The sequence below is a fragment of the Thermaurantiacus sp. genome (assembly GCF_053487655.1).
Genome location: NZ_JBRCLD010000053.1, coordinates 1 through 22,838, shown reverse-complemented (window position 1 = coordinate 22,838; position 22,838 = coordinate 1). Strand labels below are relative to the sequence as shown.

Annotated in this window: 20 protein-coding genes, 1 tRNA gene and 1 pseudogene; 19 read left to right on the top strand and 3 right to left on the bottom strand. The window is 66.9% G+C overall.

What is annotated here, in order from left to right:
- From ACWIQA_RS05695 to ftsZ, 18 genes and pseudogenes are all read left to right on the top strand, one after another.
- Nucleotides 1-288, top strand: coding sequence for a hypothetical protein (locus tag ACWIQA_RS05695; protein ID WP_448582102.1), 288 nt, complete (start codon nucleotides 1-3; stop codon nucleotides 286-288).
- 46 nt (nucleotides 289-334) lie between these two features.
- Nucleotides 335-1,165: a hypothetical protein gene (locus tag ACWIQA_RS05690; RefSeq protein WP_448582101.1), complete on the top strand. Its 831-nt coding sequence runs from the start codon at nucleotides 335-337 to the stop codon at nucleotides 1,163-1,165.
- 191 nt (nucleotides 1,166-1,356) lie between these two features.
- On the top strand, nucleotides 1,357-1,824 hold the full coding sequence (locus ACWIQA_RS05685; RefSeq protein WP_448582100.1) for a division/cell wall cluster transcriptional repressor MraZ: 468 nt from the start codon (nucleotides 1,357-1,359) through the stop codon (nucleotides 1,822-1,824).
- Nucleotide 1,825: 1 nt separating this feature from the next.
- Nucleotides 1,826-2,767, top strand: coding sequence for a 16S rRNA (cytosine(1402)-N(4))-methyltransferase RsmH (gene rsmH, locus ACWIQA_RS05680; protein ID WP_448582099.1), 942 nt, complete (start codon nucleotides 1,826-1,828; stop codon nucleotides 2,765-2,767).
- Between the two features lie 113 nt (nucleotides 2,768-2,880).
- Nucleotides 2,881-3,417, top strand: a complete 537-nt coding sequence (locus ACWIQA_RS05675) for a hypothetical protein (RefSeq protein ID WP_448582098.1) — start codon at nucleotides 2,881-2,883, stop codon at nucleotides 3,415-3,417.
- Nucleotides 3,417-5,147, top strand: a complete 1,731-nt coding sequence (locus ACWIQA_RS05670; protein WP_448582097.1) for a peptidoglycan D,D-transpeptidase FtsI family protein — start codon at nucleotides 3,417-3,419, stop codon at nucleotides 5,145-5,147. The genes ACWIQA_RS05675 and ACWIQA_RS05670 overlap by 1 nt, the downstream gene beginning before the upstream one ends.
- Entirely contained in the window at nucleotides 5,144-6,586 is a 1,443-nt protein-coding gene (locus ACWIQA_RS05665) for a UDP-N-acetylmuramoyl-L-alanyl-D-glutamate--2,6-diaminopimelate ligase (protein WP_448582096.1), read from the top strand. The genes ACWIQA_RS05670 and ACWIQA_RS05665 overlap by 4 nt, the downstream gene beginning before the upstream one ends.
- Complete coding sequence (locus ACWIQA_RS05660) at nucleotides 6,583-7,944, top strand: UDP-N-acetylmuramoyl-tripeptide--D-alanyl-D-alanine ligase (RefSeq protein ID WP_448582095.1); 1,362 nt, start codon at nucleotides 6,583-6,585, stop codon at nucleotides 7,942-7,944. Before ACWIQA_RS05665 ends, ACWIQA_RS05660 begins: the two co-directional genes overlap by 4 nt.
- Nucleotides 7,941-9,014, top strand: coding sequence for a phospho-N-acetylmuramoyl-pentapeptide-transferase (gene mraY, locus ACWIQA_RS05655; protein WP_448582094.1), 1,074 nt, complete (start codon nucleotides 7,941-7,943; stop codon nucleotides 9,012-9,014). Before ACWIQA_RS05660 ends, mraY begins: the two co-directional genes overlap by 4 nt.
- The gene (gene murD, locus ACWIQA_RS05650) at nucleotides 9,011-10,333 is read left to right on the top strand and encodes a UDP-N-acetylmuramoyl-L-alanine--D-glutamate ligase (protein WP_448582093.1); all 1,323 of its coding nucleotides are present in this window, start codon (nucleotides 9,011-9,013) and stop codon (nucleotides 10,331-10,333) included. The genes mraY and murD overlap by 4 nt, the downstream gene beginning before the upstream one ends.
- A complete protein-coding gene (locus ACWIQA_RS05645) occupies nucleotides 10,326-11,492 on the top strand; it encodes an FtsW/RodA/SpoVE family cell cycle protein (protein WP_448582092.1) in 1,167 nt (388 codons plus the stop codon). The genes murD and ACWIQA_RS05645 overlap by 8 nt, the downstream gene beginning before the upstream one ends.
- Nucleotides 11,489-12,586: an undecaprenyldiphospho-muramoylpentapeptide beta-N-acetylglucosaminyltransferase gene (gene murG, locus ACWIQA_RS05640; RefSeq protein WP_448582091.1), complete on the top strand. Its 1,098-nt coding sequence runs from the start codon at nucleotides 11,489-11,491 to the stop codon at nucleotides 12,584-12,586. Before ACWIQA_RS05645 ends, murG begins: the two co-directional genes overlap by 4 nt.
- Entirely contained in the window at nucleotides 12,583-14,046 is a 1,464-nt protein-coding gene (gene murC, locus ACWIQA_RS05635; RefSeq protein WP_448582090.1) for a UDP-N-acetylmuramate--L-alanine ligase, read from the top strand. The genes murG and murC overlap by 4 nt, the downstream gene beginning before the upstream one ends.
- Nucleotides 14,043-14,925, top strand: a pseudogene (gene murB / locus ACWIQA_RS05630) (UDP-N-acetylmuramate dehydrogenase). Before murC ends, murB begins: the two are co-directional and overlap by 4 nt.
- Entirely contained in the window at nucleotides 14,916-15,872 is a 957-nt protein-coding gene (locus ACWIQA_RS05625; protein WP_448582089.1) for a D-alanine--D-alanine ligase, read from the top strand. The pseudogene murB and the gene ACWIQA_RS05625 overlap by 10 nt, the downstream one beginning before the upstream one ends.
- Nucleotides 15,869-16,726: a cell division protein FtsQ/DivIB gene (locus tag ACWIQA_RS05620; protein ID WP_448582088.1), complete on the top strand. Its 858-nt coding sequence runs from the start codon at nucleotides 15,869-15,871 to the stop codon at nucleotides 16,724-16,726. Before ACWIQA_RS05625 ends, ACWIQA_RS05620 begins: the two co-directional genes overlap by 4 nt.
- Nucleotides 16,726-18,033 carry a cell division protein FtsA gene (gene ftsA / locus ACWIQA_RS05615; protein WP_448582087.1) on the top strand — a complete coding sequence of 436 codons (1,308 nt, stop codon included), beginning with the start codon at nucleotides 16,726-16,728 and terminating at the stop codon, nucleotides 18,031-18,033. Before ACWIQA_RS05620 ends, ftsA begins: the two co-directional genes overlap by 1 nt.
- 19 nt (nucleotides 18,034-18,052) lie before the next feature.
- Nucleotides 18,053-19,627 carry a cell division protein FtsZ gene (ftsZ, locus tag ACWIQA_RS05610; RefSeq protein WP_448582086.1) on the top strand — a complete coding sequence of 525 codons (1,575 nt, stop codon included), beginning with the start codon at nucleotides 18,053-18,055 and terminating at the stop codon, nucleotides 19,625-19,627.
- Between the two features lie 22 nt (nucleotides 19,628-19,649).
- On the opposite strand, the gene ACWIQA_RS05605 is transcribed toward ftsZ, so the two are convergent.
- Genes ACWIQA_RS05605 through queF form a run of 3 tightly spaced genes read right to left on the bottom strand, consistent with a single transcriptional unit; the run spans nucleotide 19,650 to nucleotide 22,476 of the window.
- Entirely contained in the window at nucleotides 19,650-20,816 is a 1,167-nt protein-coding gene (locus ACWIQA_RS05605) for a deoxyguanosinetriphosphate triphosphohydrolase (protein WP_448582085.1), read from the bottom strand.
- A 40-nt stretch (nucleotides 20,817-20,856) separates the two neighbouring features.
- Entirely contained in the window at nucleotides 20,857-21,987 is a 1,131-nt protein-coding gene (locus tag ACWIQA_RS05600) for a CaiB/BaiF CoA transferase family protein (RefSeq protein WP_448582084.1), read from the bottom strand.
- Nucleotides 21,988-22,023: 36 nt separating this feature from the next.
- Nucleotides 22,024-22,476, bottom strand: coding sequence for a preQ(1) synthase (gene queF / locus ACWIQA_RS05595; RefSeq protein WP_448582083.1), 453 nt, complete (start codon nucleotides 22,474-22,476; stop codon nucleotides 22,024-22,026).
- A 66-nt stretch (nucleotides 22,477-22,542) separates the two neighbouring features.
- Here queF and ACWIQA_RS05590 point away from each other — a divergent pair.
- Nucleotides 22,543-22,618: transfer RNA gene (locus tag ACWIQA_RS05590), tRNA-Thr, on the top strand.
- Nucleotides 22,619-22,838: the final 220 nt, after the last annotated feature.

Sequence of the window (22,838 nt, the reverse complement as noted above, 5' to 3'; positions counted from 1 at the left end):
ATGCATCGCATTCGCGCGGGCGTAACCGGCCTCGGCCTGGTCTTTCTTGTCACTCTCATCGGTTCGATCGCGCTTGCACCGCGAAGCCAGGAGGCTGTGCGCGATGAGCCGGGCGAGCCTCTTGCTGCGCTAGGCGTGGCCCCTTCCCCGGGCGATCGCGCAAGCGGGCCGCATTCCCAGCCCGTTCCCGACTTGGCGCTGCCGCCAGCAGAATCAGACCCGCGGGTCGAGCGGCCCGTTGCAGGCCCTCCTGGCGCATCCGGCCAGGCGGACGAGGTCATCATCTGAACCGAGCGCGCCGTCCGCTGCAACAGCCCTGTTCTTCTTGATGGTCTTGCGCTGGCTGCTCGTCTTTTTCCTGCTGCTCGCAGGTGCCGTGGTTGCAGGCCTGCTGCTGAAGCCCGCAGAAAAGGCGCCGCCGATTGTGCGCGTGGAAATGGCAATCGGGCGGGAACAGCTCATCCTCGAACGCCGGCGCGATACCGGAGCTTGGGTCATCGCATCAGCCAATGACGCCCCTGGGGACGCGGAACGGATCGACCAGCTGGTCAAGTCCGTCCTTGCCCTGAAGGAAGGGGCGGCAGCCGCAGCACGCCCGGCTGACGAACCCATGCAAATTCGCCTGACATCCGCTGCTGGCCGGGTCGTGCGCCATATCGCGCTTTGGCCTCAGGTGGCGCGCACCCTTCCCGACGGCAGGCCTTTTTTGACCGACTTTGCGCCGCCGGAGCTCAGCCCATCGGCCTGGTCGACACTTGCGCCCCCGCCCCTCAACCTGGCGGATCTTCAATCAGCCGAGGCAATCGGACCCGGCGGCCCAACCCCGCTGCCGCCGGCCAAACGGGCGGCTCTGCGTGCTGACCTCGAGGGACTTGGCGCGCGCGGATGGGTCCTCGCCCGCACCTTGGACTGGACGGCAGCCACCTATGTCCAGGCGCGGCGGGCGGACGGTGCTGTCATCGAGATCCAGCATCTGACCCTTGCCGACGGCCGGCGCTTCGTGCGGCTGACGTCTGATCGCGACCCAGCGCTGCGGAGCGTGCGCTTCTTCGCCTTCCGTCTGCCAGACTCCCCAGCCGGAACGAAGGTTGCCCGCGGCGCAGTCCCCGCATTTGTCCACAGGCCGGAAGCCGAGGCTGGCCCGGTCCGAGCCGCCGGCACTTGAGGGAATCAGAAGGTTCAACAGGCACTTGGGAGAAAAGCAGGCATTTTGACCATAATTCTCCATTGATTATCCATGAAAACCCATGGTATCCCTTTTCCCCAGGGGCCGGTGCCCCGTGTTTCCCTCGGTTCCGGATCCCCGCTCCGGGCAGGGGGTAACTCGGGCAACGCCGCCCCGGAGCGGGGACAGGAATGCGGGGCCGTTTCTTCTCAGGCACCTATCTCAATCACGTCGATGCCAAGCATCGGCTCTCGGTGCCTTCGTCCTTTCGCGAGATCATCGAGGCCCGGTCCGGCAGCAAAACCGTTGTGCTCGCCCCGGCCGAGCATGCGCCTTGCCTTATCGGCTATGACCTCACCCATCTCGAGACTCTCCATGCCGAGCTCGAGCAGCGCTTCGCGGGGGACTTCGGCCCGGGGCGGAGCAACCTTGCCCGCACACTCTTCGCCAGTGCCGAGACGCTCAGTTATGATGAGAACGGGCGCATCATCTTGCCCTCCATCCTGATCGAGATCGGTGAGCTTGCCGGCCCCGCGCTGTTCCTTGGTGCCGGCGCCTATTTCGAGCTCTGGGCTCCGGCCCGGCTGTTGGCGTCCGAGGGGATCGATCCACGGCTGCAGCGCACAGTGCGTGCGCTGCTCCAGGCAAAAGGGATCTGAGGTGCCGGAGCCCAGCCACCAAAGTGTCCTCCTGCAAGAAGTTCTTGCCGCGCTCGCCCTTGCCCCAGGCGACCATGCCGTCGATGCAACCTTTGGCGCTGGCGGCTATTCCCGTGCCTTCCTCGAGGCTGGCGCAACTGTCACCGCCTTTGACCGCGACCCGCGCGTTCGTGCCTTCGCCCACGCCCTCGCCTCCGCGCATCCTGGCCGCTTCACGCTCATCGAAGCGCCCTTCTCGCGCATGGCAGTGGAGCTCGGGCCGGAGTCGGCGGACGCCGTCGCGTTCGACCTCGGCGTGTCCTCGATGCAGCTCGACGACCCCGCCTATGGCATGTCATTCCGCCACGACGCGCCGATCGACATGCGCATGGGTCCGAACGGACCGTCTGCAGCCGACCTCGTCAATGGCGCCAGCGAAGCCGAGCTTGCCGAGATTATCTTCCGACTGGGCGAGGAGCCAGCATCCCGCCGCATCGCTCGCGCCCTCGTCGCTGCCCGCCCGGTTGCGACAACCGGGCAGCTCGCACGCGTGATCCGGGCTGCGCTCGGCAATCCAAAGGGTCAGCGCCGGGATCCCGCGACACGGACCTTTCAGGCGCTCAGAATGCACGTCAACGACGAGCTTGGCGAGCTCGCCCGCGGCCTGGTTGCAGCCGAGCGCGTGCTGCGCGCTGGTGGGCGCCTGGCCGTCGTCAGCTTCCACAGCCTCGAGGACCGGATCGTCAAACGGTTCCTCGCCGAACGGTCAGCAACGAGGGCCGGCGGTTCCCGCCATCTGCCCGAGCAGCACCCCAGCCGGCCTTCCCCCAGCTTCGAGCGTCCCATGCGGCCGGAGCGAGCCAGTGCGCAGGAGATTGCTGCCAACCCGCGCGCCCGCTCCGCCACCTTGCGGGCTGCGCGGCGCAGCGCTGCCCCCGCCTGGCCGGAAGGGCTTGCCGCATGACTCGCACCCGCCGCTTGCGGCCGGCAGGCCCGGGGTCGCGGCCAGCCATCAGCCGGAGTCATGCACGGCCGCACGGGCTTAAAATTGGCAGGCGCAATGCCGGGCGCCAGCGGATGTCAGGCGCGATCCTTGGCGTGATGGTGACGCTCCTTGTTTCGATTGGAAGCTATGTCGTCTCTGCCCGGGTGTCAGCCGAACGGCGAGAGATGGAATGGCTGGCGCAAGGCAATAGAGCCCTTTTGCACCAGATCCGCACGCTCGACCAGGAACTGAGGGTGCGGATGCGTCTGCCCCAGCTGCAGAGCTGGAATGACTCGACCTTGCGGATGCAGCCCGCCACTGCCCGCCAGCTTCTCGGCGGCACCGCCGAGCTCGCCCTTTACGCACTTGAAAAGCCAGCACCAACCGGGCCTGTGCTCGTCGCTGCCGAGCAAGAGCCGCCGCTCCGGCTTCCCGCCCTGCCGATGCCTTCGCCGCAGCCCGGCGAGGAATCGCTTGAAGCCAGCGCGCCCACCGCTGCAGCTGCCGGTCTCATACTGGCGTCGCTCAGTGCGGTCCTCGATGCCGAGCGCGAAGCCACCGCAGAAGACGCCGGCCTTCTTCCGGGCGAGGCGCTGGCTGCCCACGCTCCACAACCGGTTGCGCCCTGATGCCTGCCCCCAGCCCGGCCGCGAGCAGCGCCGCCAGCGCCACGCACGCAGCCCCGACAGCGTTGCGACTTGCCGGCAGCCGCCAGGCCGCGCTCGGGATCGCCCGGCAGCGCCTCGTCATCGGCCTGTTCGCCGTGGCCGCCTTCACACTGCTGCTCGGGCTGCGGCTGATAGAGCTTGCCCTCATTGCACCCCCCGCACCGGGCGCGCGGGCAGCAGCGCCGGCAGCGCCGCGTGCGGACATCGTCGATCGCAATGGCGTGGTGCTCGCCACCACCTACCGAGCAATGGCGCTTGCAGTGAGGCCCCATGATGTCATCGGCGACAGGCACGCGCTTGCGGACTCGATCCACGCCATTTTGCCAAACCGCGAAAAGGACTCCATCCTCGCCGCACTCAACCACCCGGGCCGCTTCACCTTCATTGCTCGGCGCATCATGCCAGAGCAGGCCGAGGCTCTGCGCGCGCTGGGGGAACCCGGCCTCATCCTTGAGCGCGAGCCCGAGCGGCTCTATCCCCATGGTGCGCTAGCCGCCCACCTCATCGGCTTCACAGGGATTGACGGCGAAGGCGCGATGGGAATCGAACGGGCGTTCGAAGCGCGCCTCGCGGATCCGCGCCGCACCGACGAGCCGCTGGTGCTTTCGATCGACGCCCGGGTCCAACAAGTTCTGGAGTCGGAACTCCAGCACCAGAAGAGCCGGCAAAATGCCGAGGGTGCCGCCGGCGTGGTGCTCGACGCGCAGACCGGCGAAGTCCTGGCAATGGCATCGCTTCCCGCCTTTGACGCCAATGCGCCAGGCGGCCTTGCTGGCCTGCCGAGCCATATGAACCGGATCACGCTCGGAGTCTATGAGCTCGGCAGCACCTTCAAGCCCATGACAGTTGCCATGGGGCTCGAGGCCGGGACCATCCGCTCGCTCGCCGAAACCTACCCAACGAGCAGCCTCAGCATCGGCCGCCACCGTATTCGTGACCTTCACCCCAAGGGCCGGCCACTCACTGTGCCTGAAGTGCTCATCTACTCCTCAAACGTCGGCACGGCGAAGATGGCCGAAGCACTCGGCCAAGCGCGGCAGAAAGCGTTCCTGGCCAAGCTCGGCTTCCTTGAACCCGTGCCTGTCGAAATCCTCGAGAAGGGCCGCACCCTCTACCCAGACGACTCGAGCTGGGGCCTGTCTTCGGTTCTCACCATCGGCTTTGGCCACGGCCTGGCGGTCACGCCGCTGCACCTTGCCAGTGCCTATGCAACCCTCGTCAACGGCGGTATTCGCTATCCTCCGACATTTCTCAGGCGCCCGGCCGGCAGACCGGTTGCGGGTGAGCGGGTCTTCAAAGAAGAGGTATCAGCGGCTTTGCGTGCCATGCTGCGCGCAGCCGTCACCGAGGGGACCGGCCGGCGGGCGGACGCGCCCGGCTATCGCGTCGGTGGCAAGACAGGCACGGCCGAGAAGCCGCGCCCGGGAGGCGGCTATTTCCGGGACCGCAACATCACCACCTTCGCTGGCGCATTCCCGATGGACGCGCCCCGCTATATCGTCGTTGTCATGCTCGATGATCCGCGCGGAGACAGCGAGGAAGGTGGTGGGCGGACCGCCGGGGCGACCATCGCGCCGGCCTTTCGCCAAGTGGTGCTCCGCATCGCGCCCGTACTCGGGGTGGTGCCCGACTCCAGCCTGGAGCCTGCCATGCACATGCTCGCCGGCCTCTATGCGGAGCGGCCAAAATGAGCCTGGCTGGAACCCCGCTCGAAGCCCTCGCTGGCCAGATCACAGGCTTTGCAATCGACCACCGCAAGATTGCACCCGGCTGCGTATTCGGCGCCTTCCGCGGCCAGACCTTCGATGCCGAAACCGTCATTCCGGCCGCGATCGCCGCAGGTGCAATCGCAGTCGTCGCCCGGCCTGAGGCGCGGGTTGAGGGCGCGCTCCATGTTGCCGCCGAAAATCCCCGCGCAACCTTCGCCAGGCTCGCCGGCGCATGGTTTGCCCCCTATCCGCCGACAATTGCCGCCGTCACCGGCACCAACGGCAAGACGTCGACCGTCGAGATCGTCCGCCAGCTCTGGCACCTCCTCGGCGAGCGCGCCGCAAGCATCGGGACGCTCGGTGTCACCACGGCAGATGAGCGCGTAAAGGCCGGCCAGTCGGCTCTGACCACACCTGACGTCGTCACCTTCCTCGCAACTGCTGCAGGTCTTGCCCGGGAAGGCATCACCCATCTCGCCTTTGAGGCCTCATCCCACGGGCTCGACCAGCACCGCAGCGAAGGCTTGCCGATCAGCGCAACAGCCTTCACCAACCTGTCGCGCGATCACCTCGACTATCATGGCAGCATGGAAGCCTATCTGGCAGCCAAGCTCCGGCTGTTTACTGAGCTGGCCGCCCCCGGCACGCCTGCGGTCATCTTCCGCGACGAGGCAGCAGAAGGCGCGCAATGGACACGGCAGGTCATCGCCAAAGCCACGGCGCGCGGTCTTGCTCTCGCCACTGTCGGGCCCGATGGCGATGCCCTGCGGCTCCTCCAGCGGGTTCCAACCCGCCTCGGCCAGCGGCTCCTCATCGACCATGCCGGCACCCGCCATGAGGTCTTGCTGCCGCTCATTGGCGGCTACCAAGCCGCCAATGCCCTTGTTGCTGCTGGCATCGTCATCGCGCTTGGGCATCCGGCGGGTAAGGTTCTCGCGGCCCTGGCACGCATCACACCCATCCGCGGCCGGCTCGAGCGTGCCGTCGTCACGGCAACCGGCGCACCGGTCTATGTGGACTATGCCCACACCCCCGATGCGCTCGAGGCCGCCATTTCCGCCCTCCGCCCGCACACGGCCAACCGGCTCATCCTGGTCTTCGGCTGTGGCGGTGACCGCGACCGGGGCAAGCGCCCCCTGATGGGCCGAATTGCTGCCACTGCGGCCGACATCGCGATCGTAACCGATGACAATCCGCGCAGCGAGCCCCCGGCCGCCATTCGTGCCCAGATCCTCGCCGGCGCGCCATCAGCGCTTGAAGTCGAAGGCCGTCGCGCTGCCATCGCCCGCGCCATTGCCGCAGCACAAGACGGCGACGTTGTGCTGATCGCGGGCAAGGGCCACGAGCAGGGCCAGATTATCGGCAGCGAAGTGCACCCGTTCGACGATGCAACCGTCGCGCGCGAGGAGGCTGGAGCATGAGCCCACTTTGGACGGGCGCTCAGATCGCAGCTGCCACCGGTGGCACGCTCGCCGGCGCATTCGATGCCACCGGCGTTACCTTCGACAGCCGGGAAATTCTCGCCGGCGACCTCTTTGTCGCGTTGCGCGGCACCAACACAGACGGCCACCGCTTCGTCGCTGAAGCTCGGGCCCGGGGGGCAGCGGGTGTGCTTGCCGAGCGGCCAGTCGAAGGACCGCATGTTGAAGTCGCAGACAGCCTGGCCGCGCTCGTGGCGCTCGGCGCTGCCGCGCGCGCCCGCACTCGCGCGACCATCCTCGGTGTCACAGGCTCGGTCGGAAAGACGGGAGTTAAGGAAGCGCTGCGGCGGGCCTTCCAGCGAATGGCCCGCGATGCCACCCACTGGTCAGAGAAGAGCTACAACAACCACACGGGAGTCCCGCTTTCGCTCGCCCGGATGCCTGCTGCCACCCGCTTCGGGGTGTTCGAGATGGGCATGAACCATGCCGGCGAGATCCGGGCGCTGACCGCGCAGGTTCGGCCGCATATCGCTCTCATCACTTGGGTTGCCCCAGTCCATATTGAGAATTTTGCCGACGAGACCGGAATTGCGGAAGCCAAGGCCGAGATCTTCGAAGGCCTCGAGCCCGGCGGCACTGCCATCATCCCCGCCGACAACCGCCACGCTGCCCTGCTGCGCACGCGAGCGGCAAATCGGGCAGCACGAATCCTTTTCTTTGGCGAAGCGCCGGATGCGGATGTCCGTCCCCTTGATATCCAGTTGGGAGCAGAGGGCACCGATCTCGTCGCAGAGGTGATGGGACAGCAGATCGCCTGCCGCATCGGCATGCCCGGACGCCACTGGGTCTCGAACGCACTCGCCGTGCTTGCCTGCGTGGCTGCCGCCGGTGGCGACCTGGCCGAGGCGGGGCTCGCCCTTGCAAGCCTTACCGGCCTCGACGGCCGCGGCGCACGTGTCGCGCTCCATCTGCCTGGCGGCGAGGCCACCCTCCTCGATGAAAGCTACAATGCCAACCCAACGTCGATGGCAGCAGCCCTTGCCGTGCTTGCCGGGCTACCAGCAACGCGCCGGCTTGCGATCCTCGGCGCCATGAAGGAGCTCGGCGTGCACGCGCCTGCCATGCATGCCGGGCTTGCAGCACCAATCGCTGCCGCCGGTATCGCCGAGCTGGCGCTCGTCGGCTCCGAGATGGAGGCGCTCCGAGTGGATGGCGCCACCTATTTGGCCGACTGGGAACAGGCCCTCGCCTGGGCCCGGGCCACGCTCCGCCCAGGGGATGCGATTCTGGTCAAGGGGTCGAACAGCGTCGGCCTCGGCCGGGTGGTCGAAGCGCTGGTCCAAGGGGGCAGTCCATGATCTATCACCTGTTCGAGTGGCTCGGCTTCCCCGGCCCTGCCAACCTTGTGCGCTACCTCACCTTCCGCGCTGGCGCTGCGACCATGACAGCGCTCGTCCTCGCCCTTCTCATCGGCCGGCCAATGATCGACTGGCTGCGCGCTCGCCAGGGCAAGGGTCAACCCATCCGCGAGGACGGACCTGAAAGCCACCTCCTCACCAAGAAGGGCACCCCCACCATGGGCGGCCTTCTCATCCTCGTCTGCATGACTGCCTCCACACTCCTGTGGATGGAATGGGACTTGCCCTTCGTGTGGGCGATCCTGTTCATCACACTCGGCTTCGGCACCATCGGGTTCATTGACGACTATGCCAAGGTCACACGAAGCTCGTCTGCCGGCGTGTCGGGGCGCGTGCGGCTCTTGCTCGAGTTCCTGATCGCTGGTGCCGCCGTCTGGTTCATCTCGCGCCAGACCGGAACCATGCTCTACTTTCCCTTCCTCAAGGACGCAGGCATCGAGCTCGGCCCGCTCTACATTGCCTTCGGTGCCCTCGTCATCGTCGGCGCCGCCAATGCCGTCAACCTAACCGATGGCCTTGATGGCCTTGCCATCATGCCAGTGATCATCGCCGCCGCTACCTTCGGGGTCATCGCCTATCTCGTCGGCAACTTCGTTTTCGCCGAATATCTTGGCGTCCATTTCGTCCGCGGCGCAGGCGAGCTCATCGTCATCGTCGGAGCAATTGTCGGTGCCGGCCTCGGCTTCCTCTGGTTCAACGCGCCCCCAGCTGCCGTCTTCATGGGCGATACTGGCAGCCTTGCCATCGGCGGCGCCATCGGCGGTCTTGCTGTTGTCACCAATCACGAGCTTGTCCTGCTCGTCGTCGGTGGCCTCTTCGTCCTCGAGGCCGTCTCCGTGATCGTCCAGGTCGCAAGCTTCCGGATGACCGGCAAGCGGGTGTTCCTGATGGCTCCCATCCACCATCATTTCGAGAAGAAGGGGTGGTCGGAGCCCACCATCGTCATCCGCTTCTGGATTGTCGCCATCGTCCTCGCCCTTGCCGGCCTTGCCACGCTGAAGCTCAGATGACCGAAAGACTCCACGCACCCGCGCTCGCCGGCCAGCGCTATGCCGTGTTCGGCCTTGCCCGGAGCGGCCTTGCAACCCTCGGCTTCCTGGCCCGGTCCGGCGCGTACGCGATCGCCTGGGACGACCGCACCGACGCCCGCAAAGCAGCCCACGCAAGCTTCCCGGGCCTCAGCTTCGCAGACCCGATGCAGATGCCACTCGAAGGCCTTTCTGGCATCGTCATGGCACCCGGCGTTCCGCTCAACCGCCACCCGCTTGCCGCACGCGCACGGTCGGCGGGCATTCCGATCCTTGGCGACATGGAATTGTTCGAGGCCGCGCGTGCCACACTTCCCCCTCATCGGCTTGTTGGGATTACCGGCACCAACGGCAAGTCAACGACGACCGCCCTTCTCCACCATCTGTTGGCAACAAGCGGACGCCCTGCCTGTCTTGCCGGCAATATCGGCGCCCCCATCCTCGATGCTGCCCCGCTTCCCGAAGGCGGCATCTATGTGATCGAAATGTCGAGCTTCCAGATCGACTTGTCGCACACAGTCGCAGCCGACATCGCAATCCTGACCAATATCACGCCTGATCATCTCGACCGCTACGAATCCATGGAAGCCTATGCCGCTGCCAAGGCCCGGCTGTTTGCAATGCAGAAAGAGGGCGCGCTCGCAATTGTTGCAACAGACGATTCCTACACGCGCGCAATCGCCGCCAGCTTGCCTCGGCGACTGCAGCTGGTGCGAGTCTCGGCAGCCGACATCGCTCCAGCAGACCAGGCGCGGTGGCCTGCACTCGCTGGCCCCCACAATGCCCAGAACGCCGCCTGCGCCATCGCAGCCGCCCGGGCGCTTGGTCTTGATGCAGCGGCAATCGAAGCCGGCCTTGCAAGCTACCGCGGCCTGCCGCACCGGCTTGAGATTGTTGCAACTGTCGCCGGAGTCCGGTTCGTCAACGACAGCAAGGCGACCAACCCGGAAAGCGTTGCCCCCGCACTCCAGGCCTTCCCCCATGTCCACTGGATCGCTGGCGGCCAGGCCAAGACCGACAGCCTCGACTCCTGCCTGCCCCATCTCGGCAATGTCCGCGCCGCCTGGCTCATCGGCGAGGCGGCACCGCGCTTTGCCGAGATCCTAAGGCCCCATGTTCCTGTTCATCTTGCAGGAACGGTTGCAAACGCCGTCCGGCTGGCAGCGGCCGCCGCCGTCCCGGGCGAGACGGTGCTGCTTTCCCCCGCCTGCGCCAGCTTCGACCAGTTCGCGGACTTCGAAGCCCGCGGCGAGGCCTTCCGCGCTGCTGTTGCTGCCCTCGAAGGAGGCGCAGATGCGTGACCTCCTGCGCTTCGGCCGCGCGGACCGGTCCTTCCTTGCCCGCTGGTTCTGGACCGTGGACCGGCCGCTCCTCTTCCTCCTGCTCGCCCTGATGGGATTCGGCCTGATCGCCGTGGCTGCGGCATCGCCGGCCGCTGCCGTGCGCCTGTCGGATGCCGGCACCAAACTCCCTGCGCTCCATTTCCTCGAGCGCCAGATGATCTGGATGCCAATGGGCCTCCTCTTGATGCTAGGTGTCTCGATGCTCGAGAAGGCCACTGCCCGCCGCGTTGCTCTCATGGGCTTCCTCCTCGCCCTCCTCGCCCTTCTCGCCGTTCCCTTCGCTGGCGTTGAGAAGAACGGCGCCATGCGCTGGCTCCAGCTGCCGGGCTTCCAGCTCCAGCCCGTCGAATTCCTGAAGCCCCTGTTTGCCATCGCCACCGCCTGGCTGCTCGCAGCCCGCTTCGATGACCGGTCGCTCCCAGTCATCCAGCTCTCAGCCGCCATGCTCGGCATCCTCGTCGTGCTGCTCGCACTCCAGCCCGATTTCGGCCAAGCTGCCCTCCTCGTTGGAGTCTGGCTCGCCCAGGCTGCGCTTGCCGGCCTCCCGCTCGCCCTCATGATCGGCGCCGTCGCCCTCGGCCTTGTCGGCCTCGCCCTCGCCTATGCCACCAACCCCCATGTCGCCCGCCGGATTGACGGCTTCCTCCACGGCGAAGGCGATACCTACCAGGTCGACCGCGCACTCGATTGCTTTCGCGCCGGCGGCCTGTTCGGAACGGGTCCAGGCGACGGCACCGCCAAGTTCCGGCTGCCCGAAGCCCAGACCGACTATGTCTTCGCCGTCATCGGCGAGGAGTTCGGGGCGATCGCCTGCTTCGCGCTCGCGCTACTTTATCTTGTGATAATGATCCGGGTTGTTCTACAATTGGTTGAGGAAGACGATCCGTTCACGCTCATCGCAGGAACCGGTCTCGTGGTCCAGTTCACCGGCCAGGCGTTCATCAACATGAGTGTCAATCTCGCGCTCGCACCTGCCAAGGGCATGACCCTTCCCTTTGTCTCCTATGGCGGGTCCTCCTATCTTGCCTGCGCGCTCGGCATGGGGCTGCTCCTGGCGCTGACGAGGCGCAACCGCCATGTCCACACTTCGCCCTATCTGAAGGTGCAGCCGGCATGACGGGGGCGATCCTGCTTGCTGCCGGGGGCACGGGTGGCCACATGGTGCCAGCGCATGCGCTTGCCTGCGAGCTGCGCCGCAGGGGGTGTCTGGTCGCGCTTCTGACCGACCAGCGTGGCACCCGTTTTCCTGGCCTTTTCGAGGGTGTTCCGGTGCATGTCATCCCGGCCGCGCAAAGCGGGGGCCTGAACCCCTTGCGCTGGGTGCGCGCGCTTGCGACCATTCTTGCCGGTCGTCGGGAAGCTCGGGCGCTCATCCGGCAATCGGCTGCGGCCGCCGTGGTCGGCTTCGGAGGCTATCCGGCGCTCCCTGCGCTTCTCGCCGGCCAGGCCGAGCGCCGGGCAACCCTGCTGCATGAGCAAAATGCCGTGCTCGGCCGCGTGAACCGCCTGCTTGCCAAGAGGGTCTGCGCACTTGCGCTCTCGTTCGACGCAACTGCTCGCGTTCCCGCCAGTGCGCGCGCTGTCGTCACTGGCAACCCGGTTCGGGCCGCCGTGGTGGACGCGCGCGACCTTCCGTTTCGCGCTCCGGCGCCAGACGAGCGCTTTCGCCTGCTCGTCGTCGGTGGCAGCCAGGGAGCGCGCATTCTCTCGCAGGTGGTGCCACCTGCGCTTGCGGCGCTTGCGGCTCCGGATCGTGCCCGCCTCGATGTGGTCCACCAGGCCCGGCCAGAGGATCTCTCAGCGGCCGACCAGGTCTATCGGGCAGCTGGAATCGCCGCTGAGTGCCTGCCCTACATGGCCGATCTGCCGGCGCGGATGGCAGCAAGCCATCTCGTCATTGCCAGGGCCGGCGCCTCGACGCTTGCCGAGCTGACCACCATGGGCCGGCCGGCCATCCTCGTCCCTTTCGCAGCTGCAACAGACGATCATCAAAGCGCCAACGCCCACGCCTTTGCCAAAGCCGGGGCCGGGCGCGTGCTCCGCGAAGACCAGTTCACACCGGCCGTGCTCACGGGTGCTGTCGAGGGGTTCCTGCATTCCCCAGAGAGCCTGGCTGCCGCTGCAAGGGCAGCGCGCGGGCTCGGCCGGCCCGATGCGGCAAGCCGGCTCGCCGACCTCGTCCTTGCCGAAGTCGAAGGGTGGGCGACATGAAGGCCAAGGCTGCAGCCGCTGGCACTGGTGCGCGCTTCACGCGCGAAGTGGGTCCGATCCACTTCGTCGGGATCGGCGGGATCGGCATGTCGGGCATTGCCGAAGTCATGGCCAACCTCGGCTTCCGGGTGCAGGGCTCGGATGTCGCCGAGAATGCCGTCGTTGAACGTCTGCGCACCCGCGGCGTGCCCATTGCCATCGGCCATTCCGCAGCCAACCTGGGAGATGCCGAAGTCGTCGTCGTCTCGACCGCAATCAAGGCAGGCAATCCGGAAGTCGAGGAAGCCCGCGCGCGGCGAATCCCGGTCGTGCGCCGTGCGGAAATGCTGGCGGAGCTCATGCGCCTTAAATCGACCGTCTGCATCGCCGGAACCCATGGGAAGACGACGACCACCTCGATGGTTGCAGCCCTGCTCGATGCTGGCGGCCTTGATCCCACCGTCATCAACGGCGGGATTATCAACAGCTACGGCTCCAACGCCCGGCTGGGTGCTGGCGAGTGGATGGTCGTTGAAGCCGACGAGAGCGACGGCAGCTTCCTGCGGCTGCCGCCCACGCTTGCGATCGTCACCAACATCGATCCCGAGCATCTCGACCACTATGGCAGTTTTGACGCCGCGCGGGCGGCCTTCCGGGCCTTCGTCGACAAGGTGCCTTTCTACGGCGCTGCCATCCTCTGCCTCGATCATCCGGAAGTGCAGGCCATGCTGCCCGATGTCGCTGGCCGCCGGATTGTGACCTACGGCTTTGCGGGCCAAGCCGATGTGCGCGGCGACCATGTCCAGCCCGTGCCTGGTGGCAACCTGTTCGATGTCATCATCCGCCGCCACGGCGCCGAGCCCCGGATCATCTCCGGAATCGAGCTTCCGATGCCCGGGCGCCACAATGTCCAGAATGCGCTTGCGGCAATTGCCGCAGCCGATGTGCTCAGCCTTGCGGACAGCCAAATCCGCGAAGGCTTCCGCCGCTTCTCCGGCGTGAAGCGGCGCTTCACCAAGGTCGGGGAAGTGGCAACGGCAGGTGCCCCGATCACCATCATCGATGACTATGGCCACCACCCGGTCGAAGTGCGCGCTGTCCTTGCCGCCGCGCGCGAAAGCGCCCCGGCGCGGGTCGTCGCGGTCGTCCAGCCGCACCGGTTCAGCCGGCTGCGCGACCTCTTCGATGACTGGCGCACCGCTTTCAACGACGCCGACACGGTGGTCCTGGCACCTGTCTATCCAGCCGGCGAGCCGCCCATCGAAGGCATTTCCCACGTCGCGCTGGCCGAGGCGCTGCGGGCATCGGGTCATCGCGAAGTGGTGACGATTGCCGGCGAAGGAGAGCTTGCTGATGCCCTTGCGCCACGGCTTGGTCCAGGCGACATGGTCATCTGCCTTGGCGCTGGGGACATCACCCGCTGGGCAGCCCGGCTGGAAGCGAGGCTTGCCAGCCGAATCCGCGCCGGGAGGGGGGCATGATCGCCGAGGCACCCCTCCTTTCCCGTGTGCGTGGCGAGACCATCGCCAATGCCCCCTTTGCCGACTTTATCTGGTTTCGCTGCGGCGGCCGCGCCGATCTCCTGTTCCGCCCGGCGGATGAAGCCGATCTTGCCGCGGCACTCGCCAGCCTGCCTGCAGATGTTCCGGTGTTCACAGTTGGAGTCGGCTCCAATCTCATCGTGCGTGACGGCGGCGTGCGTGGCCTGACAATCCGGCTCCCCAAGGCCTTCGCCAGCCTGTCCATCGAAGGCAGCCGGATCCGCGCTGGGGCGGCAGCGATGGGAATCTCGGTTGCAAGCGCTGCCCGCGAAGCAAGCCTCGCCGGGCTCGAGTTCCTGCGCGGCATCCCGGGCACCGTCGGGGGCGCCGTTGCCATGAACGCCGGCGCCTATGGCCGCGAAGTCGCAGATATCTTGGTCGAGGCGCGGCTGGTGCTGCGGGACGGCCAAGTTGAGACCTGGCCGCGCGAACGGCTCGGCTTTGGCTACCGGGAGAGCGCGCTCCCGCAAGGCGCTGTCGTCGTCGAAGCCCTGTTCCAGGGCATGCCTGGCGACCGGAAGGCGATTACCGCCGAGATGGACCGAATCGCCGCTTCGCTCCCGCACGGGCGGCTCCACCTTCCGCAATCCGCCGGGCCTCAAGGCATGGCAGCTGATCGACCAGGCCGGCTGCCGCGGCCGTCGTCGCGGTGGCGCGATGGTCTCGGAAAAACACACCAACTTCCTCCTCAACACCGGCAACGCCACTGCCGAGGATATCGAGGGGCTGGGCGAGGAGGTGCGCGCGGCAGTCAAGGCGGCAACCGGCGTCGATCTCCGCTGGGAAATCATCCGGGTCGGAGAGCCGGCATGCGGGTGACGGTGCTCCTCGGCGGCTGGTCCTCGGAACGGGCAGTGAGCCTTGTCTCCGGCAGCGGAGTTGCAGCGGCTGCCCGCACGCTGGGCCACGAGGTGACCGAGCTCGACATGGGCGAGACACCCGAAGCCGGCGCCACGCTCGCCGGGCGTCTGCTCGCAACCCGCCCCGACGTCGTCTTCAACGCCCTCCACGGCACCCCGGGCGAGGATGGCACTGTGCAGGGCCTCATGGACGTGCTCGGTCTTGCGTACACGCACAGCGGAGTCACGGCTTCGGCAATTGCAATCGACAAGGCGCTAACCAAGGCGCTGCTGGTGCCGCAGGGAATCCGCATGCCGGCAGGCCGGATTGTCACGCGAGCTGAGCTGTTTGCCGCTGATCCGCTTCCCCGGCCCTATGTGCTGAAGCCGGTCAACGAAGGCTCGTCAGTCGGGGTTGCGATCGTCATGGCAGAAAGCGGCTGCGGCACGCCGATCCATCCCTCAGCGCCCGGGCCCTGGCAGCATTATGACCGGCTCCTTGCCGAACCCTTCGTTGCTGGGTGCGAGCTTACGGTTGCCGTGCTCGAAGACCCGAAAACTGGCGAGGCCACGCCACTTGCCGTCACAGAGTTGAAGCCAGCCTCCGGCTTCTACGACTATGATGCCAAATATACGGAAGGGCGCACGACCCATGTCTGCCCGGCCCGCATCCCAGCCGATGTCGAGGCCGAGGCGCTCGAGATGGCCACGCGCGCCCATCGCCTGCTGGGGTGCCGCGGGGTGTCCCGTGCCGACTTCCGGTTCAACCCGGAGTGCGGGCGGGAAGGACTCTACCTGCTCGAAGTCAACACCCAGCCCGGCATGACCCCCTTGAGCCTTGTGCCCGAGCAGGCCGCGCACTGTGGCATCTCCTACGCAGAGCTTGTCGAGCGGCTGATCCGGATTGCCGCAGGAGCGCGGACATGAACCGGCCGCTCTTCGACCGCAGCAGCGCAAGACGGGCCCGGCCTGATCCGGTCCGGGTCGCAATCGCGCCACGCCGCCTGTGGCACCTGCTTTTCGTCGCGTTCGGCGGGCTCGTTGCTGCTGCCATTACGGTCTGGCTGTTCGTGCTCGGCGTGCCCCAGCGGGCGCTTTATGCGGCTGCCGTTGCCAGCGCCGATCTTGGCTTGGGCGTGCGCCAAGTCGAGATCGAGGGGGATCAGCGCCAGGATCGGCTCTCGATCTACCGCGAGCTTCTCTCCGGCGGCACAGACTCGATGTTCCTGCTTGATCTCGAAGACATGCGGGCGCGGCTTGCCGCCCTCCCCTGGGTTCTTGAGGCAGATGTGCGCCGGGTTTGGCCTGACACCTTGAGGGTGATCCTTGTCGAGCGCACACCGGCTGCACTGTGGCAAGAATCCGGCCGCTACCGGCTGCTCGATGCTTCGGGCACACTCCTGCCGATGCTGCCGCGCGAGGAGCTTGCCGGCCTGCCGCTCCTCGTTGGCCGAGATGCCGATCGGGCGGCGGCCACATTCCTGCGCCTGATGGCACGCCACCCGGAGCTCGCCAGTCAGCTCGCCGGCGCAGTCCGGGTGGGCGGCCGCCGCTGGGACCTCTGGTTGCAGTCCGGCGAGCAGATCGCCCTTCCCGAAGACGCCCGCGCTGCCGCGGCGCTTGCCCGCTTTGCCGCGGCCAATGCCGCGCAGCCGTTGCTTGGCCGGGGGTTTGCCCGGTTCGACCTGCGGATCGAGGACCAGATGGTGGTCCGGCTCACACCTGAAGCCCGGCTCGCTGCCGAAGCCCGCCGGAGGGAAACAGCAGAGGCCACCACCTGATGGCAGTCGCAGCACTCTCTCCCGGTCAGCTCCTGCGCCCGCGGGCAGACCACGTGATCGCAGCTCTCGATGTCGGCACGTCCAAAGTTGCTGCGCTCATTGCCGAGGTCGATGCTGACGGCCAAGTCAAGGTCAAGGGTGCGGGCGTGCGCGCGTGCGCTGGTATGCGTCGCGGCCTTGTTGCCGACATGGGGCGGACCGAAGACGCCGTGCGCGCCGCAATGCAGCAGGCCGAACGCGCAGCAGGAGTCGAGATCGAACGCGTTCTGGTCGCGATCAGCGCCGGCGGGCTTGCGAGCAGCGTGACTTCCGTCGAGATCGACATTTCCGGCCACCGGATTACCGCAGCCGACATGGAGCGGCTTCTTGCCGAAGGCCGCGACCGCATCTTCGAGGCCATTCGCGACAGCGGTCGCTCCATGCTCCATGCCGAACCAGCGCTGTTCACGGTCGATGGGCTTGAGGGCGTGACCGACCCGGTTGGCTTCCATGCCAACCAGCTCGGAGTCGACATCCATGTGATAACGGCAGCAACGCCGCCCTGCCGCAACCTCGACCTCGCAGTCCGGAACGCCCATCTCGATGTCGAGGCGATGCTTGCCTCCGGGGTGGCGGCCTCTGCTGCCGTCCTGACCGAAGAGGAGCGGGAACTCGGGGTCGCCCTCGTCGAGATCGGCGCTGGCGTCACCACCATCGCGATCCATGGCGGTGGCGTGCTGGCTGGCCTGTCCTCCGTTCAGATGGCCGGTGCCGACATCACTGCCGACATCGCGTCCGCCTTTGCCACCCGCCGAGCCGCCGCCGAGCGCCTCAAGACCCTCTATGGCGCTGCCCAGGCCGTCCCGCGCGACAATCATGACATGGTTGAGATCGCCCCGCTCGACCCAGAGGACGGCTGTGATCCCCGGCGGGTCCCGCGCGCCGAGCTCATCGCCGTCATCCGCGACCGCCTCGATCTCCTCTTCGGCGAGGTCGCCGAAGCACTCGATCACATGGGCTTCCGCGGCCCGGCCGGCCGGCAAGTCGTGCTGACGGGCGGCAGCGCCGACTTGCGGGGCATTGCCGATTTCGCCGCCGGCGCGCTCGGCCGCACAGTCAGGATCGGTCGGCCACGCGGCCTTTCCGGCCTTCCGGATTCCCACATGTCGGTCGCCCATGCGACCTTGGCCGGCCTCGTGATCCTCGGATCCCGCCCCGGCCTTGATCTCGCGCGGATCCCGCTTGGGCCGACGCCGCGCGGCTTCGCTCCTGCCGAGCCCCAAACCTGGCTCGGCAGGCTTGTTTCCGTCCTCAAGCGCCAGACCTGAAACCCGAGGGAGTTGCCCCATGCCGTTCGATTTCCAGAAATCCGGTTTCACCGAGATGAAGCCCCGGATCACCGTCTTCGGAGTCGGCGGTGCCGGCTGCAACGCCGTTGCCAACATGATCGCCGATGGTCTGAAGGGGGTCGACTTCGTCGTCGCCAACACCGATGCCCAGACGCTCGCACAATCACCAGCCGAACGGCGGATCCAGCTCGGGCCGCGGATTACGCAGGGTCTCGGCGCTGGTGCCAGGCCCGAACTCGGCGCCGCCGCCGCCGAGGAAGTGCTGGGGGAGATCGAGTCCGTCCTTGAAGATGCCCACATGTGCTTCATTGCCGCCGGCATGGGCGGTGGAACCGGCACCGGTGCTGCCCCCGTCGTGGCCCGAGCCGCCCGCGAGCGCGGCGTGCTCACCGTGGGCGTCGTCACCAAGCCCTTCGCCTTCGAAGGCGCGCGCCGGATGCGGGTTGCCGAGGCCGGAATTGTCGAGCTGCAAAAGCATGTCGACACCCTCATCGTCATCCCCAACCAGAACCTGTTCCTGATCGCCTCGCCCCAGACAGGCTTCCGCCAGGCGTTCCAGATGGCAGACCAGGTGCTGAACCAGGGCGTACGCGCAATCACCGACCTCATGCTGTTGCCTGGCCTCATCAATCTCGATTTCGCTGACGTGCGCACCGTCATGAGCGAAATGGGCAAGGCGATGATGGGAACCGGCGAAGCTTCGGGCGAACGCCGTGCCATCGAGGCCGCAGAGAAGGCGATTTCGAACCCACTGCTCGATGAAGTCAGCCTGCGCGGCGCCAAGGCGGTGCTCATCAACATCACCGGCAGCGACGATCTCGGCCTTATGGAAGTCGAGGAAGCTGCCCAGCACATCCGCGACATGGTCGATCCCGACGCCAACATCATCCTCGGCTCCGGCTTCGATGCGAGCCTCGAGGGCCGGATGCGGGTTTCGGTGGTTGCGACCGGGATTGAGGGGAACCAAGGGGTCATCCCCGGAATTGCCGAGGCCTTCGCTCGGCCCGCCGCACCTGGCATGTTCGCACGCAGCATCAACGGGCTCGCTGCCCGGCCGGGCGCAGGCGAGATCCCACAGCCGACCCTGTCGCCCGCCCCCGCAGCTGCGTCACCGCAGCCCCCCCAAGGGCTGCAACCCGCACCACAAGCAAGCAAAGGTGAGGGCGCGATGCCAGCGCCCACGGCCACCGCTGCGCCGCTCGGCCCCGAGCCGCAAGAAGCGCCGGAGCCCGAAGTTGCGGCTGCAATCACGCCAGCCGAGGCAGAAGTTGCAAGCGGGTCTCAGGAGATCGATGAAGATGAGATCCTCGACCTTCCCGAGCCCGTTGCCGTGGCTGCCGGCCCGCGCGTTGTCGAGCTTCCGCTTCCCGAGCCGGACGTTCGCGGAGCCAATCCTCTGCTCGAGGAAGCCGTGGCCGGCGAGGAAGTCCGCAAGGAGACCCTGTTCGAGCGGCTGATGACTCGCTCGCGCAGGCCAAAGCCGGAGCCGATCGCAACCTTGGCACCTGAACCCGAAGCCGAGACCGACGATGGCGTCAGCATCCCCGCCTTCTTGAAGGTGCAGCGCAACTAGACCCCAGTCGAGTTGCCAGCCCTTAGAACAGGCTTTCCTCCACTGGCATCGGGCTCGCACCCGTCAGCTCGCGGTGCGACCGGATGGCGTAGCGGTCCGTCATGCCAGCGATGAAATCGCCAATGACCCGCCCTGCGAGCGGTGGCGGGACTTCGGCGAGACGTGCCTGCCATCGTGCCGGAAGTTCCTTGGGCGACTGGGCCAGCGCTGCATAGAGCTCGCGCACGATGCGGGCAGCAGGGGCGCGCAACCGCCGGACCGAAGGCGCTTCATACATGCGCGCCTGCAAGAAGGCCCTGAGCGGTCGCAGCTCGGCTTCGAGGTCGGGGCCGAACGCAGCCGTCGCGGTCATGGCGCGGCGGATGTCGTCCGGAAACTCAGGCGACAGCGCCTTCAGCCGGCCTCTGGTCTCAGCGAGCAGGCTGTCCACCATGGCGCCAATGAGCTCGCGCACCAGCTGCGGCACCAAAAGCGACCGGCGTGTTTCGCTCGGCCAGGAGGCAAGCACCTGCCGCCAGAGCGTGCCAACCAGCGGCACGGCGGCGGCTGCCTCCTCGACATCGACGAGACCAGCGCGCAGGGCATCATCGAGATCGTGGGCATTGTAGGCGATGTCATCAGCAAGCGCTGCGAGTTGGGCTTCAAGCCCAGGCCAGCTCTCGAGCTCGAGCGGAAAGCTTGCATCCGCTTCCTGGAGTGCCCAGCCCGGCGCCGTCACCGGACCATTGTGCTTGGCAAGGCCTTCCAGCACTTCCCAGGAGAGGTTGAGCCCCTGGAAGGCAGGTGTTCGAGTCTCGATTGCCGTCAGGATCCGGATGGCATGGCCATTGTGGTCGAAGCCGCCGATGGCAGCCATGGCATCATGCAGCGCGTCTTCGCCGGAATGGCCGAAAGGCGGGTGGCCGACGTCATGGGCCAGTGCCACTACTTCTGCCAGGTCCTCATTCACGGCAAGCACGCGTGCAAGCGTGCGGGCAATCTGCGCCACTTCGAGGCTGTGGGTGAGGCGGACCCGAAAATGATCGCCTTCGGGCGCCACAAATACTTGCGTCTTGTCCCGCAGCCTCCGGAAAGCGGTGGAGTGGATGAGCCGGTCGCGGTCGCGGGCAAAGGCGTCGCGCAACCTGGACGGCGGCTCAGGATAGAGCCGCCCGCGCGACCGGGCTGGGTGGCACGCATAGGGCACCATTGCCTCGCTCTGGCACAAAGCATCGCAAGACGCGACGGTGCTAACGCCCCAGCACTCCAGACGCGCGCAGCGCGGCAATTCGGTCTGGCGCATAGCCGAGTGCCTCAAGCAGGGCGTGGGAATCCGCGCCGGGAGCGGGCTGCGGCGTTGGCATGGCTGTTGCCGTTGCCGAATAGCGCGGCGCCGGCATTGGCTGCACCATGCCCCCGATCTCGGCGAAGCTGCCGCGGGCGACATTATGGGGGTGGGACGGCGCTTCCGCCATCGAAAGGACAGGCGCGAAACACACGTCCGTCCCTTCCATCAGCCGGCACCAGTGGTCGCGCGGCTGGCTACGAAACAGGTCCGCAAGCCTGGCCTTGAGCGCCGGCCACTTCGCCTGGTCCATTTGGGCGTCGAACTCGGGGTCAGCTTCCAGCCCGGTCAGCCGCCGCAGCTCGGCATAGAATTGCGGCTCAATCGATCCGATCGCAATAAAGCCGCCATCGGCACATTCATAGCTGTCATAGAAATGGGCGCCCGTGTCGAGCAGATTGACTCCCCGCGCATCCTTCCAGAGGCCAAGGCCGCGGAAGCCCCAGATCATGCCCATCAGCAGCGCAGCCCCTTCGGTCATGGCGCAGTCGACCACCTGGCCTTCGCCGGTTTGCCGGGCATGGAGGATGGCAGCGACCATGGCAAAGGCGAGCAGCATACCACCGCCGCCGAAATCGCCGACCATGTTGATGGGAGGCGTCGGCTTCTCGCCTGCCCGCCCATAGGCATGAAGGGCGCCGGCAAGCGCGATGTAATTGATGTCGTGCCCTGCCGCATGGGCATAGGGTCCAGTCTGGCCCCAGCCGGTCATGCGCCCGTAGACGAGCTTTGGATTGTCGCCCAACAGCACGTCGGGGCCAAGGCCGAGGCGTTCCATCACGCCTGGCCGAAGACCCTCGATGAGGCCGTCGGCACTCCGCGCAAGGTCGCGCACAATGGCAACGCCATCCGGCAGCTTGAGGTCGACTACGATCGACTTGCGGCTGCGGCCCAGCACTGGCTCGGGCGCCTGGCGCCCTGGCCGGTCGACGCGGATCACTTCCGCGCCATGGTCGGCAAGCATCATGCCGCAGAAGGGCCCGGGCCCGATTCCGGCCATTTCGATGATCCGCACGCCTGCAAGCGGTCCCGCCATTGCTTTCCCCTTTTGTTTGCGCTGACCAAGGCGCGCTCAGCCCCGCCCGCGATAGGGAGGAACCCCTTGGTCGGGAAGCCAGATCCCTTGGGGTGGCGCACCGGTCTGCCAGAAAACATCGATGGGGATCCCGCCGCGCGGATACCAGTAGCCGCCGATCCGAAGCCAGCGCGGTGCCATCTCGTCGACGAGCCGCCGGCCAATGCCAACCGTCACGGCTTCGTGAAAGCCGGCATGGTTGCGGAAGGCACCGAGGAACAGCTTCAGCGCCTTCGATTCGACGATCCTTTCGGCGGGCACATAATCGATCACCAGATGCGCGAAATCGGGCTGGCCGGTCACCGGGCAGAGCGAGGTGAATTCCGGGCAGGTCAAGCGCACCAGATAGGTTGCGTCGGGATAGGGATTGGGCGGGTAATCCAGCACCGCTTCATCCGGAGACGCGGGAAGGACCGAGGCCTTGCCCAGATGCAGGGGATCGTTCGTCATGGCCCGGCCCGGGTAGCGGCACGGCGCCTTGAAACCAAGGGGGCGAGCTGATAACCCCGAGGCGAAGCCGCTTTAGCTCAGCCGGTAGAGCACATCATTCGTAATGATGGGGTCGTCAGTTCGAGTCTGACAAGCGGCACCAGCGCCCCGGGGCCCCATGGGGAGGGCGCCCGCCTTGATTGCGGGCTCTTGATTACGGGCTATTGCGTGCTCCGGCTCGCTGACTGGCGCGCCTCAGGCAATGGCCCCGCCAGCCCAGCCGCCTGGCAGACCCCCCGCATTGCTCCGGCTAAATCAAGCAAAACATCCCCCAAACATAGCCATTTGCGGAGCTGATATTCATCTTGGATGCATGACAATAG

What these genes read in the sequence shown, in the direction of transcription:
- ACWIQA_RS05695 (WP_448582102.1), top strand. Translation starts at nt 1, where the DNA reads ATGCATCGCATTCGCGCGGGCGTAACCGGCCTCGGCCTGGTCTTTCTT.
- ACWIQA_RS05685 (WP_448582100.1), top strand. Translation starts at nt 1,357, where the DNA reads ATGCGGGGCCGTTTCTTCTCAGGCACCTATCTCAATCACGTCGATGCC.
- ACWIQA_RS05675 (WP_448582098.1), top strand. Translation starts at nt 2,881, where the DNA reads ATGTCAGGCGCGATCCTTGGCGTGATGGTGACGCTCCTTGTTTCGATT.
- ACWIQA_RS05670 (WP_448582097.1), top strand. Translation starts at nt 3,417, where the DNA reads ATGCCTGCCCCCAGCCCGGCCGCGAGCAGCGCCGCCAGCGCCACGCAC.
- ACWIQA_RS05665 (WP_448582096.1), top strand. Translation starts at nt 5,144, where the DNA reads ATGAGCCTGGCTGGAACCCCGCTCGAAGCCCTCGCTGGCCAGATCACA.
- ACWIQA_RS05660 (WP_448582095.1), top strand. Translation starts at nt 6,583, where the DNA reads ATGAGCCCACTTTGGACGGGCGCTCAGATCGCAGCTGCCACCGGTGGC.
- mraY (WP_448582094.1), top strand. Translation starts at nt 7,941, where the DNA reads ATGATCTATCACCTGTTCGAGTGGCTCGGCTTCCCCGGCCCTGCCAAC.
- murD (WP_448582093.1), top strand. Translation starts at nt 9,011, where the DNA reads ATGACCGAAAGACTCCACGCACCCGCGCTCGCCGGCCAGCGCTATGCC.
- ACWIQA_RS05645 (WP_448582092.1), top strand. Translation starts at nt 10,326, where the DNA reads ATGCGTGACCTCCTGCGCTTCGGCCGCGCGGACCGGTCCTTCCTTGCC.
- murG (WP_448582091.1), top strand. Translation starts at nt 11,489, where the DNA reads ATGACGGGGGCGATCCTGCTTGCTGCCGGGGGCACGGGTGGCCACATG.
- murC (WP_448582090.1), top strand. Translation starts at nt 12,583, where the DNA reads ATGAAGGCCAAGGCTGCAGCCGCTGGCACTGGTGCGCGCTTCACGCGC.
- ACWIQA_RS05625 (WP_448582089.1), top strand. Translation starts at nt 14,916, where the DNA reads ATGCGGGTGACGGTGCTCCTCGGCGGCTGGTCCTCGGAACGGGCAGTG.
- ACWIQA_RS05620 (WP_448582088.1), top strand. Translation starts at nt 15,869, where the DNA reads ATGAACCGGCCGCTCTTCGACCGCAGCAGCGCAAGACGGGCCCGGCCT.
- ftsA (WP_448582087.1), top strand. Translation starts at nt 16,726, where the DNA reads ATGGCAGTCGCAGCACTCTCTCCCGGTCAGCTCCTGCGCCCGCGGGCA.
- ftsZ (WP_448582086.1), top strand. Translation starts at nt 18,053, where the DNA reads ATGCCGTTCGATTTCCAGAAATCCGGTTTCACCGAGATGAAGCCCCGG.
- ACWIQA_RS05605 (WP_448582085.1), bottom strand. Translation starts at nt 20,816, where the DNA reads ATGGTGCCCTATGCGTGCCACCCAGCCCGGTCGCGCGGGCGGCTCTAT.
- ACWIQA_RS05600 (WP_448582084.1), bottom strand. Translation starts at nt 21,987, where the DNA reads ATGGCGGGACCGCTTGCAGGCGTGCGGATCATCGAAATGGCCGGAATC.
- queF (WP_448582083.1), bottom strand. Translation starts at nt 22,476, where the DNA reads ATGACGAACGATCCCCTGCATCTGGGCAAGGCCTCGGTCCTTCCCGCG.